The organism is Streptomyces sp. NPDC055140 (assembly GCF_053607285.1).
Genome location: NZ_JBSGTG010000001.1, coordinates 455,805 through 475,437, shown reverse-complemented (window position 1 = coordinate 475,437; position 19,633 = coordinate 455,805). Strand labels below are relative to the sequence as shown.

General features: G+C 72.0%; 16 protein-coding genes. 3 read left to right on the top strand and 13 right to left on the bottom strand.

What is annotated here, in order from left to right:
• From ACWFR4_RS02230 to ACWFR4_RS02190, 9 genes are all read right to left on the bottom strand, one after another.
• Positions 1-522 (bottom strand): DUF4240 domain-containing protein, encoded by a 522-nt coding sequence (locus ACWFR4_RS02230; RefSeq protein ID WP_453650296.1) that lies wholly within the window; start codon positions 520-522, stop codon positions 1-3.
• A gap of 100 nt (positions 523-622) precedes the next feature.
• Complete coding sequence (locus ACWFR4_RS02225) at positions 623-1,606, bottom strand: helix-turn-helix transcriptional regulator (RefSeq protein WP_453650294.1); 984 nt, start codon at positions 1,604-1,606, stop codon at positions 623-625.
• Positions 1,607-1,625: 19 nt separating this feature from the next.
• A complete protein-coding gene (locus ACWFR4_RS02220) occupies positions 1,626-2,399 on the bottom strand; it encodes a VOC family protein (RefSeq protein ID WP_453650293.1) in 774 nt (257 codons plus the stop codon).
• Between the two features lie 100 nt (positions 2,400-2,499).
• Positions 2,500-5,199: a pyruvate dehydrogenase (acetyl-transferring), homodimeric type gene (gene aceE / locus ACWFR4_RS02215; protein ID WP_453465500.1), complete on the bottom strand. Its 2,700-nt coding sequence runs from the start codon at positions 5,197-5,199 to the stop codon at positions 2,500-2,502.
• A 285-nt stretch (positions 5,200-5,484) separates the two neighbouring features.
• Complete coding sequence (locus tag ACWFR4_RS02210; RefSeq protein WP_100592131.1) at positions 5,485-6,108, bottom strand: GntR family transcriptional regulator; 624 nt, start codon at positions 6,106-6,108, stop codon at positions 5,485-5,487.
• A 115-nt stretch (positions 6,109-6,223) separates the two neighbouring features.
• Positions 6,224-7,948 carry a 2-oxoglutarate dehydrogenase, E2 component, dihydrolipoamide succinyltransferase gene (gene sucB / locus ACWFR4_RS02205; protein WP_453650291.1) on the bottom strand — a complete coding sequence of 575 codons (1,725 nt, stop codon included), beginning with the start codon at positions 7,946-7,948 and terminating at the stop codon, positions 6,224-6,226.
• 132 nt (positions 7,949-8,080) lie between these two features.
• Entirely contained in the window at positions 8,081-9,469 is a 1,389-nt protein-coding gene (gene lpdA, locus ACWFR4_RS02200; RefSeq protein WP_100592133.1) for a dihydrolipoyl dehydrogenase, read from the bottom strand.
• Positions 9,470-9,752: 283 nt separating this feature from the next.
• Positions 9,753-11,276 (bottom strand): leucyl aminopeptidase, encoded by a 1,524-nt coding sequence (locus ACWFR4_RS02195; RefSeq protein WP_453468428.1) that lies wholly within the window; start codon positions 11,274-11,276, stop codon positions 9,753-9,755.
• Positions 11,277-11,402: 126 nt separating this feature from the next.
• Positions 11,403-12,185, bottom strand: coding sequence for an adenosylcobinamide-GDP ribazoletransferase (locus ACWFR4_RS02190; protein ID WP_453650289.1), 783 nt, complete (start codon positions 12,183-12,185; stop codon positions 11,403-11,405).
• Between the two features lie 67 nt (positions 12,186-12,252).
• Here ACWFR4_RS02190 and ACWFR4_RS02185 point away from each other — a divergent pair, with 67 nt between their 5' ends.
• The gene (locus ACWFR4_RS02185; RefSeq protein WP_453650287.1) at positions 12,253-13,008 is read left to right on the top strand and encodes a hypothetical protein; all 756 of its coding nucleotides are present in this window, start codon (positions 12,253-12,255) and stop codon (positions 13,006-13,008) included.
• Here ACWFR4_RS02185 and ACWFR4_RS02180 read toward each other — a convergent pair.
• From ACWFR4_RS02180 to cobT, 3 genes are all read right to left on the bottom strand, one after another.
• Positions 12,957-13,658, bottom strand: a complete 702-nt coding sequence (locus tag ACWFR4_RS02180) for a hypothetical protein (RefSeq protein ID WP_453468431.1) — start codon at positions 13,656-13,658, stop codon at positions 12,957-12,959. The two genes, ACWFR4_RS02185 and ACWFR4_RS02180, sit on opposite strands and share 52 nt — an antisense overlap.
• Positions 13,655-15,430 (bottom strand): phosphatidylglycerol lysyltransferase domain-containing protein, encoded by a 1,776-nt coding sequence (locus tag ACWFR4_RS02175; RefSeq protein ID WP_453468432.1) that lies wholly within the window; start codon positions 15,428-15,430, stop codon positions 13,655-13,657. The genes ACWFR4_RS02180 and ACWFR4_RS02175 overlap by 4 nt, the downstream gene beginning before the upstream one ends.
• Positions 15,431-15,556: 126 nt before the next feature.
• Positions 15,557-16,660, bottom strand: a complete 1,104-nt coding sequence (cobT, locus tag ACWFR4_RS02170) for a nicotinate-nucleotide--dimethylbenzimidazole phosphoribosyltransferase (RefSeq protein ID WP_453650285.1) — start codon at positions 16,658-16,660, stop codon at positions 15,557-15,559.
• Between the two features lie 183 nt (positions 16,661-16,843).
• Between cobT and ACWFR4_RS02165 the strand changes: the two genes are divergently transcribed.
• Positions 16,844-17,944 carry a class I SAM-dependent methyltransferase gene (locus ACWFR4_RS02165; RefSeq protein WP_453650283.1) on the top strand — a complete coding sequence of 367 codons (1,101 nt, stop codon included), beginning with the start codon at positions 16,844-16,846 and terminating at the stop codon, positions 17,942-17,944.
• A gap of 26 nt (positions 17,945-17,970) precedes the next feature.
• On the opposite strand, the gene ACWFR4_RS02160 is transcribed toward ACWFR4_RS02165, so the two are convergent.
• Entirely contained in the window at positions 17,971-19,170 is a 1,200-nt protein-coding gene (locus tag ACWFR4_RS02160) for a bifunctional adenosylcobinamide kinase/adenosylcobinamide-phosphate guanylyltransferase (protein ID WP_453469157.1), read from the bottom strand.
• A 100-nt stretch (positions 19,171-19,270) separates the two neighbouring features.
• Between ACWFR4_RS02160 and ACWFR4_RS02155 the strand changes: the two genes are divergently transcribed.
• Positions 19,271-19,489, top strand: coding sequence for a hypothetical protein (locus ACWFR4_RS02155; RefSeq protein WP_100592141.1), 219 nt, complete (start codon positions 19,271-19,273; stop codon positions 19,487-19,489).
• Positions 19,490-19,633: the final 144 nt, after the last annotated feature.

The window sequence follows — 19,633 nt, the reverse complement described above, 5'->3', positions numbered from 1 at the left end:
CTACGACCCGAAACGCTCCGAGAGCTTCGGGTACAGCCGTTCGAGCTCCGCCGTGTTCTCGAAGTCGACCGGCGTGCCCTCCGGCTCCGCGGGCGCGGCCGGGATACCGAGATCGGGCGCCACCGCGCCGGTCAGCTCCTCGTACGCCTCGTCCGCCGCGTAGCCGAGTTCCTCGCCGTCACCGTCGATCTCCTCGTCGAATTCGCCCAGCAGATCGGCGAGCGAGTCCGGCTCGTGCAGCGCGCCCTCGAAGACCTCCCGGCCCTGGCCGATCAGCCAGCAGCGGAAGTAGTCGAACGCGTCGTCGCTCGCCCCGTGAAGCAGCACCCACGCGGCGCCCCACAGATCCCAGCGGTAGGCGCGGTGGTAGCGGGACTCGAAGTGACGGGCGAAGTCGAGCACCGCTTCGGGGTCGACCTGGAGCAGCCGGTCGACGAGCAGCTCTGCATGGTCCTCGGGGTCGCCCTCGGCGGCCTCGCGGGTGCTGTCCACGATCTCCCAGAACTCCGTCTCGTCCATCACGGGACAAGCATCTGCCTTGGGGGTCGGGGACGCACGCCGAGTGCCGGAGCTGCGCCAGTTCGTTATGTGCGCACCTGCCGAGGGCACGGCGCCCGGCAGCTCACCGGTAGCGGTCCGCCATCCGCCGCGCCGCGCCGGCGAAGCGCTCGCGCAGCGCGGCGGGGGCGAGGACCTCCGCCTCGGGCCCGAGCGCGAACAGCTGGCCGTACGCGACGTCCTCCGACTCGACCGGCAGAGTCACCGTCACCCACCCCTCCTCGTCGGGCTCGCCCGCCGACTCCCGCGCCGCACGCACGGACACGGGCTCGGTCGCGTACGGAAGCTGCCGCAGCCCCGCGGGGGACATCCGCAGGACGACCTCCGCGCGCAGGATGGACCGCGCGAACTGTTCGGCCCGCTCCTCCCAGAACCCCGGCAGGTCGAACTCCTCGTCCCGTACGAAGCGCTCCTCGCCCGCCTCGACGCCGGTGAACCGGTCGATCCGGTACACCCGGTGGGCCCCGCCGCCCGCGACGCGGGCGCACAGATACCAGACACCCGCCTTCAGGACGAGCCCGTACGGCTCCAGCTCCCGCACCACCTCCCGCGAGCTCTCCGCCTCGTCACGGCGGTAGCGGGCGCGCACCACCCTGTCGTCCCACACCGCGTCCGCCACCGCGGGCAGCAGCTCGGGCGTCCGCGGCTCCTTGAACCAGCCCGGCGCGTCCAGATGGAACCGCTGCGCCGCCGTGCGCGAGGCGTCCCGCAGCGAGGGCAGCAGCGCCGCCGACACCTTCAGCCGCGCGGCCGACGCCGCGTCCTCAAGGCCCATCTCGCGCAGCGCGCCCGGCACCCCGGACAGGAACAGGGCCTCCGCCTCGCCGCGCGCCAGACCGGTCAGCCGCGTCCGGTAGCCGCCGATCAGCCGGTACCCGCCCGCTCTGCCCCGGTCCGCGTACACCGGCACGCCCGCCTCGGACAGCGCCTGCGCGTCCCGGGTCACCGTCCGCTCCGAGACCTCCAGTTCGCGCGCCAGCTCACCCGCCGTCATCGACGGCCGGGACTGGAGCAACAACACCATCTTGATCAGGCGGGCAGCACGCATACGCCCATGATGCGGGCCCTCAGCGCGGGGCGTACGTGATGACGGCGAACGAGGCGCCCTGCGGATCGGCGAGCACCGCGAACCGGCCCGGCTCGATCGTCGTCGGGTGCACCAGGATCTGCCCGCCGAGCTCCTTGCAGCGGGCCGCCGTCGTGTCGGTGTCCCCGACGGCGACGTACACCATCCAGTGCGCCGGCAGATCCTCGGGGAACGAGCCCGACGCCGTGTCGAGCATGCCGCCGAAGGGCTCGGCGTCGACGCTCCACTCGGTGTACGTGCCGCCGCCCCCGTAGGGGTGCCGCTTCGCGCCCCAGCCCAGTACGGACTGGTAGAAGTCCTCGGACCCGTCCGGATCGCGGGTCAGCAGCTCGAACCAGCAGAAACTCCCCGGCGCGTTCACGACGCCGAAGCCCGTGTTCGTGATCGGCTGCCACAGGCCGAACGCGGCCCCCGACGGGTCCTGGCAGACCGCGAAGACGCCGTCCTCCGCGATGGTCTCCGGGCCCGTGACCACCGTGCCGCCGTTGCCCTTCACGCGCGCGATGACCGCGTCGACCCCGGCCGACTGGTAGTACGGCAGCCACGCCGACGGTTCCTTCGGGCTCCTGGTCGGGCTGATGCCGGCGACCAGCTCGTCGCCGGACCTGAAGAGGCCGTAGGCCCCCGACCGCGGATCGGACACCACTTCGCTGCGCCAGTCGAGGAGCCCTCGGTAGAAGAGCCGGGCCGCGTCGGTGTCGGGCGTGGAGAGGTCCGCCCAGCAGGGCGCTGACGGCGTTTTGGAGATCTTCATGGACGTACATCTCCCCTGAACGGCGCCCCCCTGGGCTCCTCCTCATTCACGCACGCGTGCCCCGCCCCGGCAATCGGGACGGGGCACGCATGACGAGGAACTACAGGCCGTAGCGCTCTCGCGCCTCCTTCACGGCCGAGGCCTTGACCTCGCCGCGGCGGGCGAGCTGGGCCAGGGCCGCGACGACGATCGACTGCGCGTCGATGCCGAAGTGACGGCGGGCCGCCTCACGGGTGTCGGAGAGACCGAAGCCGTCCGCACCGAGCGAGGTGTAGTCCTGCTCGACCCACTGCGCGATCTGGTCGGGGACCTGGCGCATGTAGTCGGAGACCGCGAGGACCGGGCCCTGGGCGCCGTTGAGCGCCGTACGGATGTACGGAGTGCGCTCCTCGCCGCGCAGGATCGCCTCGTCCGCCTCCAGGGCGTCGCGGCGCAGCTCGGTCCAGGAGGTCGCGGACCACACGTCGGCGGCGACACCCCACTCCTCGGCGAGCAGCTTCTGCGCCTCGAGGGTCCAGTGGATCGCCGTGCCCGAGCCGAGAAGCTGGATGCGGGGGGCGTTGGCGGCCGCGACGTTCACCCCGGCCGACTCGGCGGTGTTGAAGCGGTACAGGCCCTTGAGGATGCCCTCGTCCACGCCCGCGGGCTTGGCCGGCTGCGGCATCGGCTCGTTGTAGACCGTCAGGTAGTAGAAGACGTTCTGGTCCTCGCCCGGGGCCGCCTCGCCGTACATGCGGCGCAGACCGTCCTTGACGATCGCGCCGATCTCGTACGCGAACGCCGGGTCGTAGGACAGCGCGGCCGGGTTGGTCGCCGCGATGACCGGCGAGTGACCGTCCGCGTGCTGCAGACCCTCACCCGTCAGCGTCGTACGGCCCGCGGTGGCACCGACCAGGAAGCCGCGGCCCAGCTGGTCGCCGAGCTGCCACATCTGGTCGGCCGTGCGCTGCCAGCCGAACATCGAGTAGAAGATGTAGAAGGGGATCATCGCCTCGCCGTGCGTGGCGTACGCGGAGGACGCGGCGATGAAGTCCGCCATGGAGCCGGCCTCGGTGATGCCCTCGTTGAGGATCTGGCCGTCCGTGGCTTCCTTGTAGTACATCAGCTGGTCGCGGTCGACCGGCTCGTACGTCTGACCCTTGGGGGAGTAGATGCCGAGCGACGGGAACAGCGACTCCATGCCGAAGGTGCGCGCCTCGTCCGGGACGATCGGCACCCAGCGCTTGCCGGTCTCCTTGTCGCGTACGAGGTCCTTGACCAGGCGTACGAACGCCATGGTCGTCGCGACCGACTGCGAGCCGGAGCCCTTGTCGAAGGACGCGAACGCCTTGTCGGCCGGGGCCGGCAGCGGGGCGATCGCGTGCGTGCGGCGGGCCGGGGCGGGGCCGCCGAGGGCCGCGCGGCGCTCCTGGAGGTAGCGGACCTCGGGGGAGTCGGCGCCCGGGTGGCCGTAGGGGACCTGGCCGTCGATGAACTGGCTGTCGGAGATGGGCAGTTCAAGGAGGTCACGCATGTCCTTGAACTCGTCCACCGACAGCTTCTTCATCTGGTGGTTGGCGTTCTTGGACTCGAAGCCCTTGCCCAGCGTGAAGCCCTTGACCGTCTGGACCAGGATCACGGTCGGCGCGCCCGCGTGCGACAGGGCCGCACGGTAGGCCGCGTACACCTTGCGGGGCTCGTGGCCGCCGCGCGAGACCTTGAAGCACTCGGCGATCTTGTCGTCCGTGAGCAGCCTGCCCAGCTCGACGAGCGCGGGCTCGGAGCCGAAGAAGTGCTCGCGGATGTACGCGGCGTCGCGCGTCGCGTACGTCTGGAACTGGGCGTCCGGCACCTCGCGCAGCCGGCGCACGAGCGCGCCGGTCGTGTCGAGCTGGAACAGCTCGTCCCAGGCGGAGCCCCAGAGCGTCTTGATGACGTTCCAGCCGGCGCCGCGGAACTGCGCCTCCAGCTCCTGGACCACGCGGAAGTTGGCGCGGACCGGGCCGTCGAGGCGCTGCAGGTTGCAGTTGATGACGAAGGTCAGGTTGTCCAGACCCTCACGCGAGGCGAGCGCCAGGGCCGCGGTGGCCTCGGGCTCGTCCATCTCGCCGTCACCGAGGAACGCCCACACGTGCGAGGCGGAGACGTCCTTGATCTTGCGGTTGGTGAGGTAGCGGTTGAACCGCGCCTGGTAGATCGCCGACAGCGGGCCGAGGCCCATGGAGACGGTCGGGAACTCCCACAGCCAGGGCAGGCGCCGCGGGTGCGGATACGACGGCAGACCGTCGCCGCCGGACTCCTGGCGGAAGTGGTCGAGCTGCTGCTCGCTCAGGCGGCCGTCGAGGAAGGCGCGGGCATAGATGCCGGGGGAGGCGTGGCCCTGGATGTACAGCTGATCACCGGAGCCGTCGCCCTCCTTCCCCTTGAAGAAGTGGTTGAAGCCGGTCTCGTAGAGCCAGGCCGCAGAGGCGAACGTGGCGATGTGGCCGCCGACGCCGTACTTGGAACCACGGGTCACCATCGCGGCCGCGTTCCAGCGGTTCCACGCGGCGATCTTCAGTTCCAGCGCCTCGTCACCCTCGATCGCCGGCTCGGCGGCGGTCGGGATGGTGTTGACGTAGTCGGTCTCGAGGAGCTTCGGCAGCGCCAGGCCTGAGCCCTCGGCGCGCTCCAGCGTGCGGCGCATCAGGTACGCGGCACGGTGCGGCCCGGCCGCCTTGGTAACGGCGTCCAGGGAGGCCTGCCATTCGGCGGTCTCCTCGGGGTCGCGGTCCGGGAGCTGGTCGAGCTCGCTCGGCTGGATTGCGGAGGGGTCGGTCATTGCGCCGCCTTCCTGAGTCGGAGGGGGGTTCCCTTAGCGGAAAGGGTGGGGGTGCCCTAGGTCTTTGGCAGGACAGGGCGTGGGTCTCTGGTGGAGACCCGTCGGCGACTCTAACTCCCTGATCGATGATCGATCAAAGAATTGAAGGAGAAAACTTCCTCAGATGGAGAAAGTGGGCATCCGGTGCCATTGAACGGGGCACCGGGTGCCTTGATTTCGAAGGCGGGAACGCCGGATATTCGCAGGTGGGAGGCGTGCCGTGACGACGTCTGAGCGGGGTGTGGCTCAGGCGCGCGGGGCGCAGCCGAGCACGTGCGCCTTCACCAGCTCCGCGATCGCGGGATCCCGGCGCCGGAACGCGGCCACGAGCGCCTCGTGCTCCTCCGCGTACGACTGCTGGACGGTGCCCAGCCACCGGATGGACAGGGCCGTGAACACCTCGATGCCGAGGCCCTCCCAGGTGTGCAGGAGCACGGAGTTCCCCGCGGCACGCACCAGCTCGCGGTGGAAGGCGACCGTGTGCCGCACCTGGCCCGTCCCGTCGGCCTCCTGGTCGGCGCGGTAGAGGGCCGCCACATGGGGTTCGAGGGCCGAGCAGTCCTCGGCCAGCTTTCCGGCCGCCAGCTCCGCCGCGATGGCCTCCAGGCCGGCCCTGACCGGGTAGCTCTCCTCCAGGTCGGCCGCCGTCAGATTCCGCACCCGGACGCCCTTGTTGGGGGCGGACTCGATCAGGCGCAGGCTCTCCAGCTCCCGCAGGGCCTCCCGCACGGGCGTCTGGCTGACCTCGAGCTCCGTCGCGATGCGGCGCTCCACGATGCGCTCGCCCGGCTTCCAGCGCCCGCTGACGATCCCCTCGACGATGTGCTCGCGGATCTGTTCGCGCAGCGAGTGGACGACGGGCGCGGTCATGATGGCTCCTCCAGAGGGGGCACGGACCCCAAGGTGCGTTGACCTCTAGACAATACGGCGGCGCCCCCGTCCGGAAGACCTCCGGACGGGGGCGTGCGCGCTGATGAGACGAGAGTTACAGGCCGAGCTCGACCTCGAACTCGCCGGCCTCCAGGATCGCCTTGACCGTGGTCAGGTAGCGGGCGGCGTCCGCGCCGTCCACGAGACGGTGGTCGTAGGAGAGCGACAGGTACGTCATGTCCCGGACGGCGATGGTCTCGCCGAGGTCCGGGTGGTTGATGACGACCGGACGCTTCACCGTGGCGCCGATGCCCAGGATCGCGGCCTGGTTCGGCGGCACGATGACGGTGTCGAAGAGCGCACCGCGCGAGCCCGTGTTGGAGATCGTGAAGGTCGCACCGGACATGTCGTCCGGCGTGAGGCCGCCACCGCGGGCCTTGCCGGCCAGCTCGGCGGTCTTCTTCGAGATACCGGCGATGTTCAGGTCGCCCGCGCTCTTGATGACCGGCGTCATCAGACCCTTCTCGGCGTCAACGGCGATGCCGATGTTCTCCGAGTCGAAGTACGTGATGGTGCCTTCGTCGTCGTTGATCCGGGCGTTGACGACCGGGTGGGCCTTCAGCGCCTGGGCGGCGGCCTTGACGAAGAACGGCATCGGGGAGAGCTTGACGCCCTCACGGGCCGCGAACGCGTCCTTCGCCTTGGCGCGCAGCTTCATCAGCTTGGTGATGTCGACCTCGACGACCGAGGTCAGCTGGGCCTGCGAGTGCAGCGCCTTCATCATGTTGTCGCCGATGACCTTGCGCATGCGGGTCATCTTGACCGTCTGACCGCGGAGGGGAGAGACCTCCAGGGCCGGGGCCTTCGCGGCCGGAGCGGCAGCGGCGGCGGGGGCCGGGGCGGCCTTCGCGGCCTCGGCGGCCGCGATGACGTCCTGCTTGCGGATACGGCCACCGACGCCGGTGCCCTTGACGGTGCCCAGGTCCACGCCGTTCTCCGACGCGAGCTTGCGGACCAGCGGGGTCACGTACGCGCCGTCGTCACCGGCGACCGCGGCGGGGGCCGGGGCGGCGGGGGCGACCGGAGCGGGAGCCGCGACCGGGGCCGGGGCGACCGGAGCCGCCGGGGCCGGGGCGGCGACCGGGGCCGGGGCGGCGACCGGGGCCGCGGGGGCAGCCGGGGCCGGAGCCGGAGCAGCCGGGGCGGCGGGCGCGGCGGCGGCCGGAGCGGCACCGGGAGCACCGATGACGGCCAGCTTGGCGCCGACCTCGGCGGTCTCGTCCTCGGCGACGGAGATCTCCAGGAGAACGCCGGCGACGGGGGAGGGGATCTCGGTGTCGACCTTGTCCGTGGAGACCTCGAGCAGGGGCTCGTCCTCCGCGACCTCCTCGCCGACCTCCTTCAGCCAGCGGGTGACGGTGCCCTCGGTGACGGACTCGCCGAGAGCGGGCAGCACGACGTCGGTGCCGGAAGCGGCACCGGCGGGGGCGGCCGGAGCAGCCGGGGCGGCGGCCGGGGCCGCGGGGGCCTCGGCGACGGGGGCCGGAGCGGCGGCCGGGGCCTCCGCAGCGGCGGGAGCCGGGGCGGCGGCGGGCGCGCCCGTGCCGTCGTCGATGACGGCGAGCTCGGCGCCGACCTCGACGGTCTCGTCCTCGGCGACCTTGATGGAGGCCAGAATGCCGGCGGCGGGCGAGGGGATCTCGGTGTCGACCTTGTCGGTCGAGACCTCGAGCAGCGGCTCGTCGACCTCGACGCGCTCGCCCTCGGCCTTCAGCCAGCGGGTGACGGTGCCCTCGGTGACACTCTCACCGAGCGCCGGAAGGGATACGGAAACCGACATGGTTTCTGTTGCTCCTTAGTGGGGTCTCCCCTGCTCGAGCGATGTTGAGAGCTTGGGGGAGTGCGGAAGTCTGTGGTCGGTCGTCGCGCCCAGGGGACGACAGGGACGACTGGGTCCAGCCTGCGGCCTGACCTAGTCGTGCGAGTGCAGCGGCTTGCCCGCGAGGGCCAGGTGGGCCTCTCCGAGTGCCTCGTTCTGCGTCGGGTGGGCGTGGATGAGCTGGGCGACCTCGGCGGGCAGCGCTTCCCAGTTGTAGATCAGCTGGGCTTCGCCGACCTGCTCGCCCATACGGTCGCCGACCATGTGGACGCCGACCACGGCACCGTCCTTGACCTGGACGAGCTTGATCTCGCCCGCGGTCTTGAGGATCTTGGACTTGCCGTTGCCCGCGAGGTTGTACTTCAGAGCGACGACCTTGTCCGCACCGTAGATCTCCTTGGCCTTGGCCTCGGTGATACCGACGGAGGCGACCTCGGGGTGGCAGTACGTCACCTTCGGCACGCCGTCGTAGTCGATCGGGACGGTCTTGAGACCGGCCAGACGCTCCGCCACCAGGATGCCCTCGGCGAAGCCGACGTGCGCGAGCTGGAGCGTCGGGACGAGGTCACCGACGGCGGAGACGGTCGGCACGTTGGTCTGCATGTACTCGTCGACCAGGACGTAACCGCGGTCCATCGCGACGCCCTGCTCCTCGTAACCGAGACCGGCCGAGACCGGGCCGCGGCCGATGGCGACCAGGAGGACCTCGGCCTCGAAGGTCTTGCCGTCGGCGAGGGTCACGCGGACGCCGTCCTGCGTGTACTCGGCCTTCTCGAAGAAGGTGCCGAGGTTGAACTTGATGCCGCGCTTGCGGAACGCGCGCTCCAGGAGCTTGGAGCTGTTCTCGTCCTCGACGGGCACGAGGTGCTTCAGGCCCTCGACGACGGTGACGTCGGTGCCGAAGGACTTCCACGCGGAGGCGAACTCGACGCCGATGACGCCGCCGCCGAGGATGATCGCGGACTGCGGGACGCGGTCCAGCTTCAGCGCGTGGTCCGAGGAGATGATCCGGTTGCCGTCGATCTCCAGGCCCGGCAGCGACTTCGGCACGGAGCCGGTCGCGAGGAGCACGTGGCGGCCCTGGACGCGCTGGCCGTTCACGTCCACGGAGGTCGGGGACGACAGGCGGCCCTCGCCCTCGATGTACGTCACCTTGCGGGAGGCGACGAGACCCTGCAGGCCCTTGTACAGGCCGGAGATCACGTCGTCCTTGTACTTGTGGACGCCCGCGATGTCGATGCCCTCGAAGGAGGCCTTGACACCGAACTGGTCGGCCTCGCGCGCCTGGTCGGCGATCTCACCGGCGTGCAGCAGGGCCTTCGTCGGGATGCAGCCGTTGTGCAGGCAGGTGCCGCCGAGCTTGTTCTTCTCGATCAGGGCGACGTCCAGGCCCAGCTGCGCTCCGCGCAGGGCCGCGGCGTAACCGCCACTGCCACCGCCGAGGATCACTAGGTCGAAAACGGTGCTGGCGTCGTTCGCCACGTCACGTCCTCCATGCATGTGCGCCGTACGCCGGTCTGCAGTGACCGGGCGGCGGCTGGTGTCCGGCCGCTTTTTTATGCTTCGGCCCTGTGGTGGGGGCCCTGTCCTGCCGAGGACCCATCTTCGCACTTGTCGGAGGCGGACGGGACGCCGGGCCCGGGGGTGAGACGGCGGTTACATCCGAAACCCGGGTGAGGGGGTCCGGGAGGCTGCGGATTTCGTCGAAAGCGAACAGCCCCCGGGTGCCGTCGCACCCGGGGGCTGTCGAGCCGTGCCTTACGCGTCAGCCGAGGTCACCGTCGGCCGTGCGCTCCGCGAGGCGCACCAGAGTACGGACCGCGGACCCGGTGCCGCCCTTGGGCGTGTAGCCGGACGCGCCGCCCTCGTTGAAGGCCGGGCCCGCGATGTCGAGGTGGGCCCACGTGATGCCCTCGCCGACGAACTCCTGGAGGAAGAGGCCGGCCACCAGGCCGCCGCCCATGCGCTCGCCCATGTTGGCGATGTCGGCGGTGGCGGAGTCCATGCCCTTGCGCAGGTCGGAGGGGAGCGGCATGGGCCAGGACGGCTCGCCGACCTCCTCGGCGACCTCGTGGAGCGACGTACGGAAAGCGTCGTCGTTCGCCATGATGCCGAACGTGCGGTTGCCGAGCGCCAGCATCATCGCGCCGGTCAGCGTGGCGACGTCGACGATCGCGTCGGGGGTCTCCTCGGAGGCCTTGGCGATGGCGTCGGCCAGGACCAGGCGGCCCTCGGCGTCCGTGTTCAGGACCTCGACGGTCTTGCCGGAGTACATGCGAAGGACGTCACCCGGGCGGGTGGCCGAGCCCGACGGCATGTTCTCGGCGAGCGCCAGCCAGCCGGTGACGTTCACCTTGAGGCCCAGACGCGCGGCGGTGACGACGGCGGCGAACACGGCGGCGGCGCCGGCCATGTCGCACTTCATCGTCTCGTTGTGCCCGGCCGGCTTGAGGGAGATGCCGCCCGAGTCGTACGTGATGCCCTTGCCGACGAAGGCGAGGTGCTTGTCCGCCTTGGACGACGTGTAGGAGAGCTTCACCAGGCGCGGCGGGGCGTCCGAGCCGGCGCCGACGCCGAGGATGCCGCCGAAGCCGCCCTTGACGAGCGCCTTCTCGTCGAGGATCTGCACCTTGATGCCGTGCTCCTTGGCCGCGGCCGAGGCGACGGCGGCGAAGGCCTCCGGGGTGAGGTCGTTCGGCGGGGTGTTGACCAGGTCGCGGGCGCGGTTGAGCTCCTCGGTCACGGCGAGGGCACGCTCCACGGCGGCCTTGAACGCCTTGTCGCGGGGCTTGGCACCGAGCAGGGCGATCTCGCCGAGCGGCGCCTTGCCGTTCTTCGTGCCGTCCTGGGCCGACTCCTTGTAGGCGTCGAAGGAGTAAGCGCCGAGCAGGGCGCCCTCCGCGATCGCGCCCGCGTCACCCGAGTCCTCGACGGGCAGGGCGAACGCGGCCTTCTTCGCACCGGCCAGCGCGCGGGCGGCGGCACCGGCGGCGCGGCGCAGGGCCTCCGCGTCGTACGTCTCGTCCTTCTCCGGCACCGGACCGAGACCGACGGCCAGGACGACCGGGGCCTTGAAGCCGGAGGGGGCGGGGAGCTTCGTCACCTCACCCTCACCGCCGGAAGCGCCGAGGGTCTCCAGGACGGCGGCGAGCTTGCCGTCGTAGGCCTTGTCCACGGCCTCCGCGCCGGGGGCGACGACGGGTCCCTTGGCACCCTTCGCCACACCGACGACGATCGCGTCGGCACGCAGGCCGGACGCGGCGGCGGTGCTGAGAGTCAGAGCAGTCACGGTGGTGAGGTCCCTACTTTCATGGTGTCTTAATGAGTTCTGACGGGCCGTGGGGTGTATGGCCCCTTGGGGAGCCTACGCCCGTGTGCGCGAGGGTGCGCTTCGCGGTATGCGACCGCGGCCGTGTCAGCCGAAGGTGAGGACGACGAGGGCCGCGGTGGCGGCGGTCTCGGCGACGCCGCCGAAGACATCACCCGTCACTCCGCCGAAGCGGCGCACGCAGTGGCGCAGCAGGAGTTCGGCCGCGCAGCAGCCCAGTACGGCGGCCGCCGCACCGCGCACGGCGCCGTACGCCGGGCCGGTGACGGCGCCCGCGGCACCGGCGGCGCACACCGTCACGGCGGCGGCGAGCAGCGCCCCGCGCACCGGCACGGTTCCGGCGACGGCGGCGCCCAGGCCCTCGGGCCGGGCCGGCGGGACACCGGCGCGCGAGGCCAGGGTGAGCGCGAGCCGGGCGGTGAGTGCCGAGACGACGGCGGCGAGCGCGCCGCGGGCCCACGAATCCGCGTACAGCTCGGTGAGCGCGGCGACCTGGGCGAGGAGCGCGAGGACGAGCGTGATGACGCCGAACGGACCGATGTCCGACTGCTTCATGATGCGCAGCGCGTCCTCGGCCGGCTTGCCGCTGCCGAGGCCGTCGGCGGTGTCGGCGAGCCCGTCCAGGTGCAGTCCCCGGGTCAGCGCGGCCGGGACGCTCACGCTCGCCACGGCCGCGAGCAGCGGTCCGGCGCCGAGCAGCGTCAGGATCCCGCCGAGCGCGGCGGCGGCCAGGCCCACGACGAACCCGGCGAGAGGGGCACACAGCATTCCGGCGCGGGCCGCCTCGCGGTCCCATCGGGTGACCTTGACCGGGAGCACGGTGAGGGTGCCGAAGGCGAAGCGGAGGCCATCGGCCGGGGTTGCGGGCATCCCGGCAGGCTACCCGGGGGGCCCAGCACAGCGGGCGGCGCCCGTGCCCCGGCAGCAGGATGGCCGCATGGGTGACTGGTGGTACCGGAACATCGTCGAGCCGGGGAAGCTGCCGCTGCTGCTCGCCCTCGCCGCGTTCCTGCTGACCTTCGCCACGACCCGTACGATCACGCGCCTCATCCGAGCCGGGCGCGGGCCGTTCCGGAACGTCACGCCGGGCGGCATACACATCCATCACGTGGTGCCGGGCGTGATCCTCACCGTCATCGGCGGGTTCGGCGCGGTCGGCAGCGGGCGGCACGGCGTTTCCGCCTCGATCTGCGCAGTGATCTTCGGGACCGGCGCGGGCCTGGTCCTCGACGAGTTCGCGCTGATCCTGCACCTCGCCGACGTGTACTGGACCGAACAGGGCCGGCAGAGTGTGGAGGCGGTCGTCCTCGCCGCGGCGCTCGGGCTGCTCGTCCTCAGCGGCTTCTCGCCGCTCGGTGTGAACGACGTGACGGGACAGGAGGAGCAGGGGCGCGGTACCGCGATCCTCACGGTCCTGGCCAACCTCCTGTTCGTCGTGCTGGCCATGTTCAAGGGGAAGCCCCGGCTCGCGATCGTCGGCGTACTCGTGCCGTTCGTCGCGCTGTTCGGGGCCATCAGGCTCGCGCGGCCCGGATCGGCGTGGGCCAAGCGCTGGTACCGGCGGCGCCCCAAGGCCAGGGCCAGATCGCGGTTGCGCGCCTACCGGCACGACCGGCGCTGGTCGAAGCTGAGCCGGGGCTTTCAGGACCTGATCGGCGGCACACCCGACCCGGAGCGCTCGGCGTCCCGGTGACGCACGGTGCCGACGGCCCACCGCGCCACGACGACCAGGGCGACCGCGGTCATCGCCGCCAGGTGCTCCTTGCCCGCGAGGTTCGGCTTGCCAGCCGCCTCGAGCACCATGAGGGCGACCACCACGCCCGCCGTCCACCGGGCGCGATGGCGCCAGCACACGTACACGGCGAGGCCGACGACCGCCGCCGAGGGGCCGTTGTCGACGATCTGCGCGTCCGACGCGGGCAGGCCGAGCGGACCGTCGGGGCCGAGAGCGATACCGAGGCGGGCGTAGAGGGTGCCGGCGAGGGTGGCGACGTATCCGATGGCGAGCGCGCCCCTCCAGCCGAGGCAGATCTCCGCGATGCCGGACACGATCAGGACCTGTGCGAGCGCGCCCCACACGGGCAGGTCGAGTGCCGGCACGAAGAGGGACAGCGGGGTGCGCAGCACGGACAGCCACAACGGGTCCTCGGCCCGTACGGAGCCGACGTCCTGCACGAACCGATAGCCCCAGGGCTGGTTCTGCACGTACTGGAACAGGGCCGTGAGGCAGAAGGCGCCGAGCGTCATCGGCGCCACCCGCCATCTCTTGGCGACGACCCCCCTGTGCACCGTCGACCACAGCGGGCCCCATTCGGCGCGGGCCAGGGCGGCCGGGGATCTCACGGGCGCGGCTCCAGATGCCTGCGGTGCATCCAGTTCGGCAGGCCCGGCGCCTCCAGGAAGCCCTCGGCGCGCGCGGAGGCGAGGCCGATCCGCGGCAGGTCGGCGCTCTTCTCGAAGAGCAGGAAGCGGGGTTCCCAGATGGGCCGGTACTTCGCGTTGGCCCGGTAGAGGGATTCGATCTGCCACCACCGTGAGAAGAAGCTGAGCAGCGAGCGCCACAGGCGCAGCACCGGGCCCGCGCCGAGCCGCGAGCCACGTTCGAAGACGGACCGGAACATCGCGAAGTTCAGAGACACCTGCGTGATCCCGATCTCGCCGGCACGCTGGAGCAGTTCGATCACCATGAACTCCATCAGCCCGTTCTCGGAGTCCCTGTCGCGCCGCATCAGGTCGAGCGAGAGCCCCTCCGGTCCCCACGGGACGAATGAGAGCACGGCCTTCAACTCGCCTTTCCCATCGGTGCATTCGAGCATCACGCAGCGCCCGTCCGCCGGGTCGCCGAGCCGCCCGAGCGCCATCGAGAAGCCGCGCTCGGTCGCCCCGTCGCGCCAGTCGTCGGCGCGCTGGAGCAAGTACGTCATCTCGTCGGCGGGGATGTCCTCGTGGCGCCGGATCCGCACCTCGTAACCCGCGCGCCTGACCCGGTTGTAGGCCTGCCGGACGGTGCGCATGGCGCGGCCCTCCAGGGTGAACTCAGGGATCTCGACGATGGCTTCGTCGCCGAGTTCGAGGGCGTCGAGACCGTGCCGGGCGTAGATGGTGCCCGCCTCCTCGCTCGCGCCCATCACGGCCGGGATCCAGCCGTGTTCGCGCGCCTCCATGAGCCAGGGGGCGATCGCGCCGGGCCAGGCCTCGGGGTCGCCGATCGGATCGCCCGACGCGAGCGAGACGCCGCCGACGACGCGGTACGCGACGCCGGCCTTGCCCGTCGGCGACCACACGACGCTCTTCTCGCGGCGCAGCGCGAAGTAGCCGAGCGAGTCCCGGTCGCCCTCCTTGTCGAGCAGCGCGCGCAGTTTGGCCTCGTCGTCGGGGGTGATGGGGTCGACGGCCTTGCGGGAGCGGAACGCGGCGTACGCGACGGCGAGCAGGAGGAGGGTGCTCAGGATGTTGATGACGACGTTGACCCAGTTCGGCGACGTGATGCCGGGGTAGCGGGACTCGTCGGTGGCGACCGAGATGAGGCGCAGGGTGCCGTAGCGCCAGCGCTCCAGGAACGTCGAGTGGTGCCCGTTGTGCGCCTGGTTGGTGACGGTCACGAGGAACGTCGCGAACAGGGACGTCACGAGGAGTCCGCCGATCCCGACCGCGGCCGCCAGCTTCGCGTTCGAGCGGTCCCCCTTCGCGTAGAACTCCCGCCGCCCGAGCAGCAGCGCGGCGACGAACGCGGCGGTCAGGACGAGCGAGATCCAGTTCTGCGCGTAGCGGTGCACCTCGGGGAAGAACATCACGACGATGAACAGGAGCAGGAAGAGCCCGCTGAGTACGAGGTTGAGGATCCACGCTGCGCGCTTGCGACGGCGCATCGTGATCGCCAGGAACCAGGTGAAGACCCCGGACGCGAAGCCGGCCGTCAGCAGGTACGGGGTGAAGTAGTTGTCGGTGTTGTGACGTTGCAGGTCCTGGCCGAGGGAGACCCAGACCGCGCTCAGGAGGTTGATGAACGTGACGACGCGCAGGTACCAGACGAGGAAGGCGGCCGCCCGTTTCGTGGTGGGGGTGGAGGCGTGGGCGGGGCGCGCGGGTGGAGCGCTCGTGTGTTCATCTGCCATAGGCAGGGAGCATATTGGTCATTTGAGGCGATATGGGTTGAGCATCGCCGGGGTGCGAAACGGCGGGGGGCGGGGGGGCCCCAACCCCCCCCGCCCCCCCGCCGTCGAAAAGGCGCGCCCGGTGCCCTACTCGGTCGCGTCGGCGGTCTCCGTCTCCTCGGCGGCCGGCGTCTCCTCGGCGGCCTGCGGGGCCTGTGGCAGCTCCGCCGCCAGTGCCGCGGCGGCCTGTACCAGCGGCAGCGCGAGCAGCGCCCCTGCTCCCTCGCCCACCGTCACGCCCTGGTCGAGCAGCGGCTCCATCGCCATCCGGTCCAGCGCCTTCGCCTGCGCGGGCTCCCCGCTCGACTGGCCCGCCAGCCACCAGTCCGGCGCCCGGAACGCGATCCGCTGCCCGACGAGCGCGCACGCCGCCGACACGACGCCGTCCAGGATCACCGGCGTACGCCGCACCGCGCTCTGCAGCAGGAACCCGGTCGCGGCGGCGAGGTCCGCGCCGCCCACCGCGCCGAGCAGCGCCAGCTGGTCGCCGAGCACGGGCCTGGCCCGCCGCAGGGCGTCCCGCACGGCCGCGCACTTACGCATCCACGCCAGGTCGTCGATCGGCGAGCCGCCGCGCCCGGTCACCACGGACGCGTCCGTCCCGCACAGCGCCGCGATCAGCGTCGCGGCCGCCGTCGTCCCGCCCACGCTGAGATCGCCGAGCACCACCAGATCCGTGCCGGAATCCGCCTCCTCGTCGGCGACGGCCATGCCCGCCCGGAACGCGGCCTCCGCCTCCTCGGGCGTCAGCGCGTCCTCGATGTCGATGCGCCCGGACGACCTGCGCACCCGGTGCCGTACGACCTCGGCGGGCAGCTCGTCGGGCTCGCAGTCCAGCGACATGTCGACGACCCGCACCGGAACACCCAGGCGCCGCGCGAGGATCGCCGACGCGCTCCCGCCCTCGACGGCCTGGCGCACCAGCGCCGCGGCACTTCCCGCGGGCCGCGCCGACACCCCGAGTTCCGCGACCCCGTGGTCACCCGCGAACAGCACCACGCGCGGCCGCTCCAAAGGCTTGACCGGCACCGTGGCCTGGGCGGCCGACAGCCACTCGCCCAGCTCGTCCAGGCGGCCGAGCGCGCCGGGCGGCACCGCGAAGCGGGCGCGGCGTTCCTCGGCGTCGCGACGCGTCCCGCCGTCGGGGCGCTCGATCAGATCGGTGAAGTCGTCGAGATTCAGCGAGCTCATTCGCCGAACAGTACCGGCCGTTCCCCGACCCGGCGCATGACGTGGTGTTACGCCATGCGATGCATCGGATCCGCAGCGTCATTGCGGGTCTCTCCGTGATCCTTTACGTTCCTGGATGCCCCGGATTGTCGTATCGCCCCAGGGTGGTGTGGCGCCCCTCGGACCGTCCCACAGGAGTTCGTGATGACCCCCACGACCGAGGCCGTCGCCGAGCGGCGGCCCGCCTATCTCACCGAACTCGCCCAGGGCACCGACCGGTTCCACGAGCCGCGCAGGACCGACTGCCCCTGGTGCGGCTCCAGCCGCCTGCGCACCCGGCTGCGGACCACCGACCTCCTCCAGCACAAGCCCGGCAGCTTCGTCGTCGACCAGTGCCGCGCCTGCTCGCACTCCTTCCAGAACCCGCGCCTGACCCCCGAGGGCCTGGCCTTCTACTACCGGGACTTCTACGACGGGCTCAACGCCGGCCACTCCGCGCGGCTCCTGAACGCCCAGCACTCCGCGCGACATTCCGCCCGGCGCCACCGCGCCGCCGCCCGCACCCTGCTGCCCCTCATCGAGCCGGAGAGCTGGCTGGACGTCGCCACCGGGCAGGGGCACTTCCCGGCGGCCGCCAAGGAGGTCCACCCGTACACCGCCTTCGACGGGCTCGACGCCTCAGCCGCCGTCGAGGAGGGCCGCAGGGCCGGCCGCGTCGAGGAGGCCCACCGCGGCACCCTCACCGAACTCGCCCCCGCGCTCGCGGGACGCTACGACGCGCTGAGCATGTTCCACTACCTGGAGCACGCCACCGACCCGCGCGAGGAACTCAAGGCCGCCCGCACCGTCCTGCGCCCCGGCGGCCACCTCCTTGTCGAGGTCCCCGACCCTGAGAGCCGCTACGCGAAGCTGCTCGGCAAGTGGTGGGTGTCGTACTTCCAGCCCCAGCACCTGCACCTCATCCCGATGGACAACCTCAGCCGCGAGCTGGAGCGCCTCGGCTACACCGTCGTCGCGACCGACCGCCGCGAGGCGCACGTCCCGCTCGACCTCACCGCCGGCCTCGCCCTGTTCCTCGGCCACTGGCTGCCGAGCGCCGACGCCCCCTGGCGCAGCAAGGCCCCCACCTCGCTCCAGCGCGGGCTGCGCACGGCCCTCACGTACGCCGTCGTGCCCCTCGTCGCCGTGGCCTACGCGGCGGACCAGCTGCTCGCCCCGCTCGCGGGCCGCACCCGCTTCTCCAACGCCTACCGGGTCGTGGCCCGCAGGAACACCGCAGGGCCCGGCAGGGACCCACAGGGCTGACCGCACCCTGACCGAACGCCCCCGCGTCAGCCGCGCAGCACGAGCGCCTGCCCTGCCACCACGAGCAGCACCTGTTCGCACTCGGCGGCGAACGCCGTGTTCAGGCGCCCCAGTTCGTCCCGGTAGCGGCGGCCCGACGCGGTGGCCGGGACGATCCCGGAACCCACCTCGTTCGACACGGCGACGACCGTGCGCGAGGTGTTCCGCACGGCCTCCGTCAGCGCCGCGACCTTCTCGCGCAGCGCCCGCTCCCCGCCGCCCGCCCACTCCGCGTCGTCCCAGGCCCGCACCTCGTCCATGGCGTACGTCAGCCACAGGGACAGGCAGTCGATGAGCAGTGGGGGGCCGTCCTGCGCGAGGAGCGGCACGAGGTCGCAGGTCTCCGTCGTGTTCCAGGAGCCGGGGCGCCGCTCGCGGTGCAGCGCCACCCGCTGCGACCACTCGGTGTCCCCGCCCCGCGTGCCGCCCGTCGCCACGTACAGCACGCCCGGGAACGCCTCGAGGCGCCGCTCGGCCTCGACCGACTTCCCGGACCTCGCCCCACCCAGGACCAGCGTCCTGCGCGGCACGTCCGGCACGTCCTCGTACGCCCCCACCACGAGCGTCGTCCCGTCCGGCACGGCCCGCGCGCCCGCCGCCGCCAGACGGCGCGTCAGCTCCGGACCCGGCGGCACGTCGTGGTCGATGTGCACCGCGAGCACATCGGTCGTCGCGCCGATCGCCCCCACGGCCCGCAGCCTGGCCGCCGAGTCCGGGCGGTCCACGATGTCGGCGAGCACCATCTCGTACGGCCGCTCGGCCTCCTCGAAGCCCGCGGGCGCCGCGCCCGGCGGCAGATACAGCAGCCGCTCGCCGTCCGGCCCGGTCACCTCGTAGCCCGTCCCCGGCGAGTCCATCGGCAGGGCCCGCACCCGGTGCCCGGTCAGCAGCGCCAGCTCGCTCCCGTCCGGCACCCGGCCCGGCGTCACGAGCCCCGCCGGCACCTCGACGGGCGGCCCGTCGTGCGGATGCGAGAGCAGCACCTGCCGTACGCCGCTGAGGCTGTGCCCCGAGCGGGCGGCGGCGAACGCCGCCCCCGGCGTCAGGTCGAGCAGCAGCGTGCCGTCGATCAGGAGCGCGGTCGCGGCGCGCGCACCCGGCCCGAGGGCGGTGGCGCAGGCCGCGCAGGGGCAGTCCGGGCGGGGCAGTCCGGTGGGTGCGCCGGTGCCGAGCAGAGTGAGTTCCACGGGAAGATCCTCCCGCGCCACCGCGAGCGGCGCTCGCCCGGATAGGCTTTCGGGCAGTACTCAGACCGTGAGCTGGTCCGTTGACTCTCTGGAGGCTGACATGGCGGCGTGGACGTGGAGGTTCGAGAAGTCGGACGGGACGGAGGTCCAGCCGGCGGTGCAGCCCGAGGAGTTCACGACTCAGGGCGACGCGGAGTCGTGGATCGGCGAGTACTGGAAGGCCCTTGCCGAAGGCGGCGCCGACCAGGTCACCCTCTTCGAGGACGACGCGGTGATCTACGGTCCGATGGGCCTGCACGCGGAGGACGCGCCGGCGTAGGTCCGCAGCTCCTTCCGGAACGCTAAGAGGGGCGGGGGGCCCCCCCGGGGGGCCCCCCCCCCCCCCCCCCGACCAACAGCCAAGGTGGCAGCCACCGGGCGCACCCCCCCCCTAAGCGGCCCGACGGACGGTAGGCCCCCCACG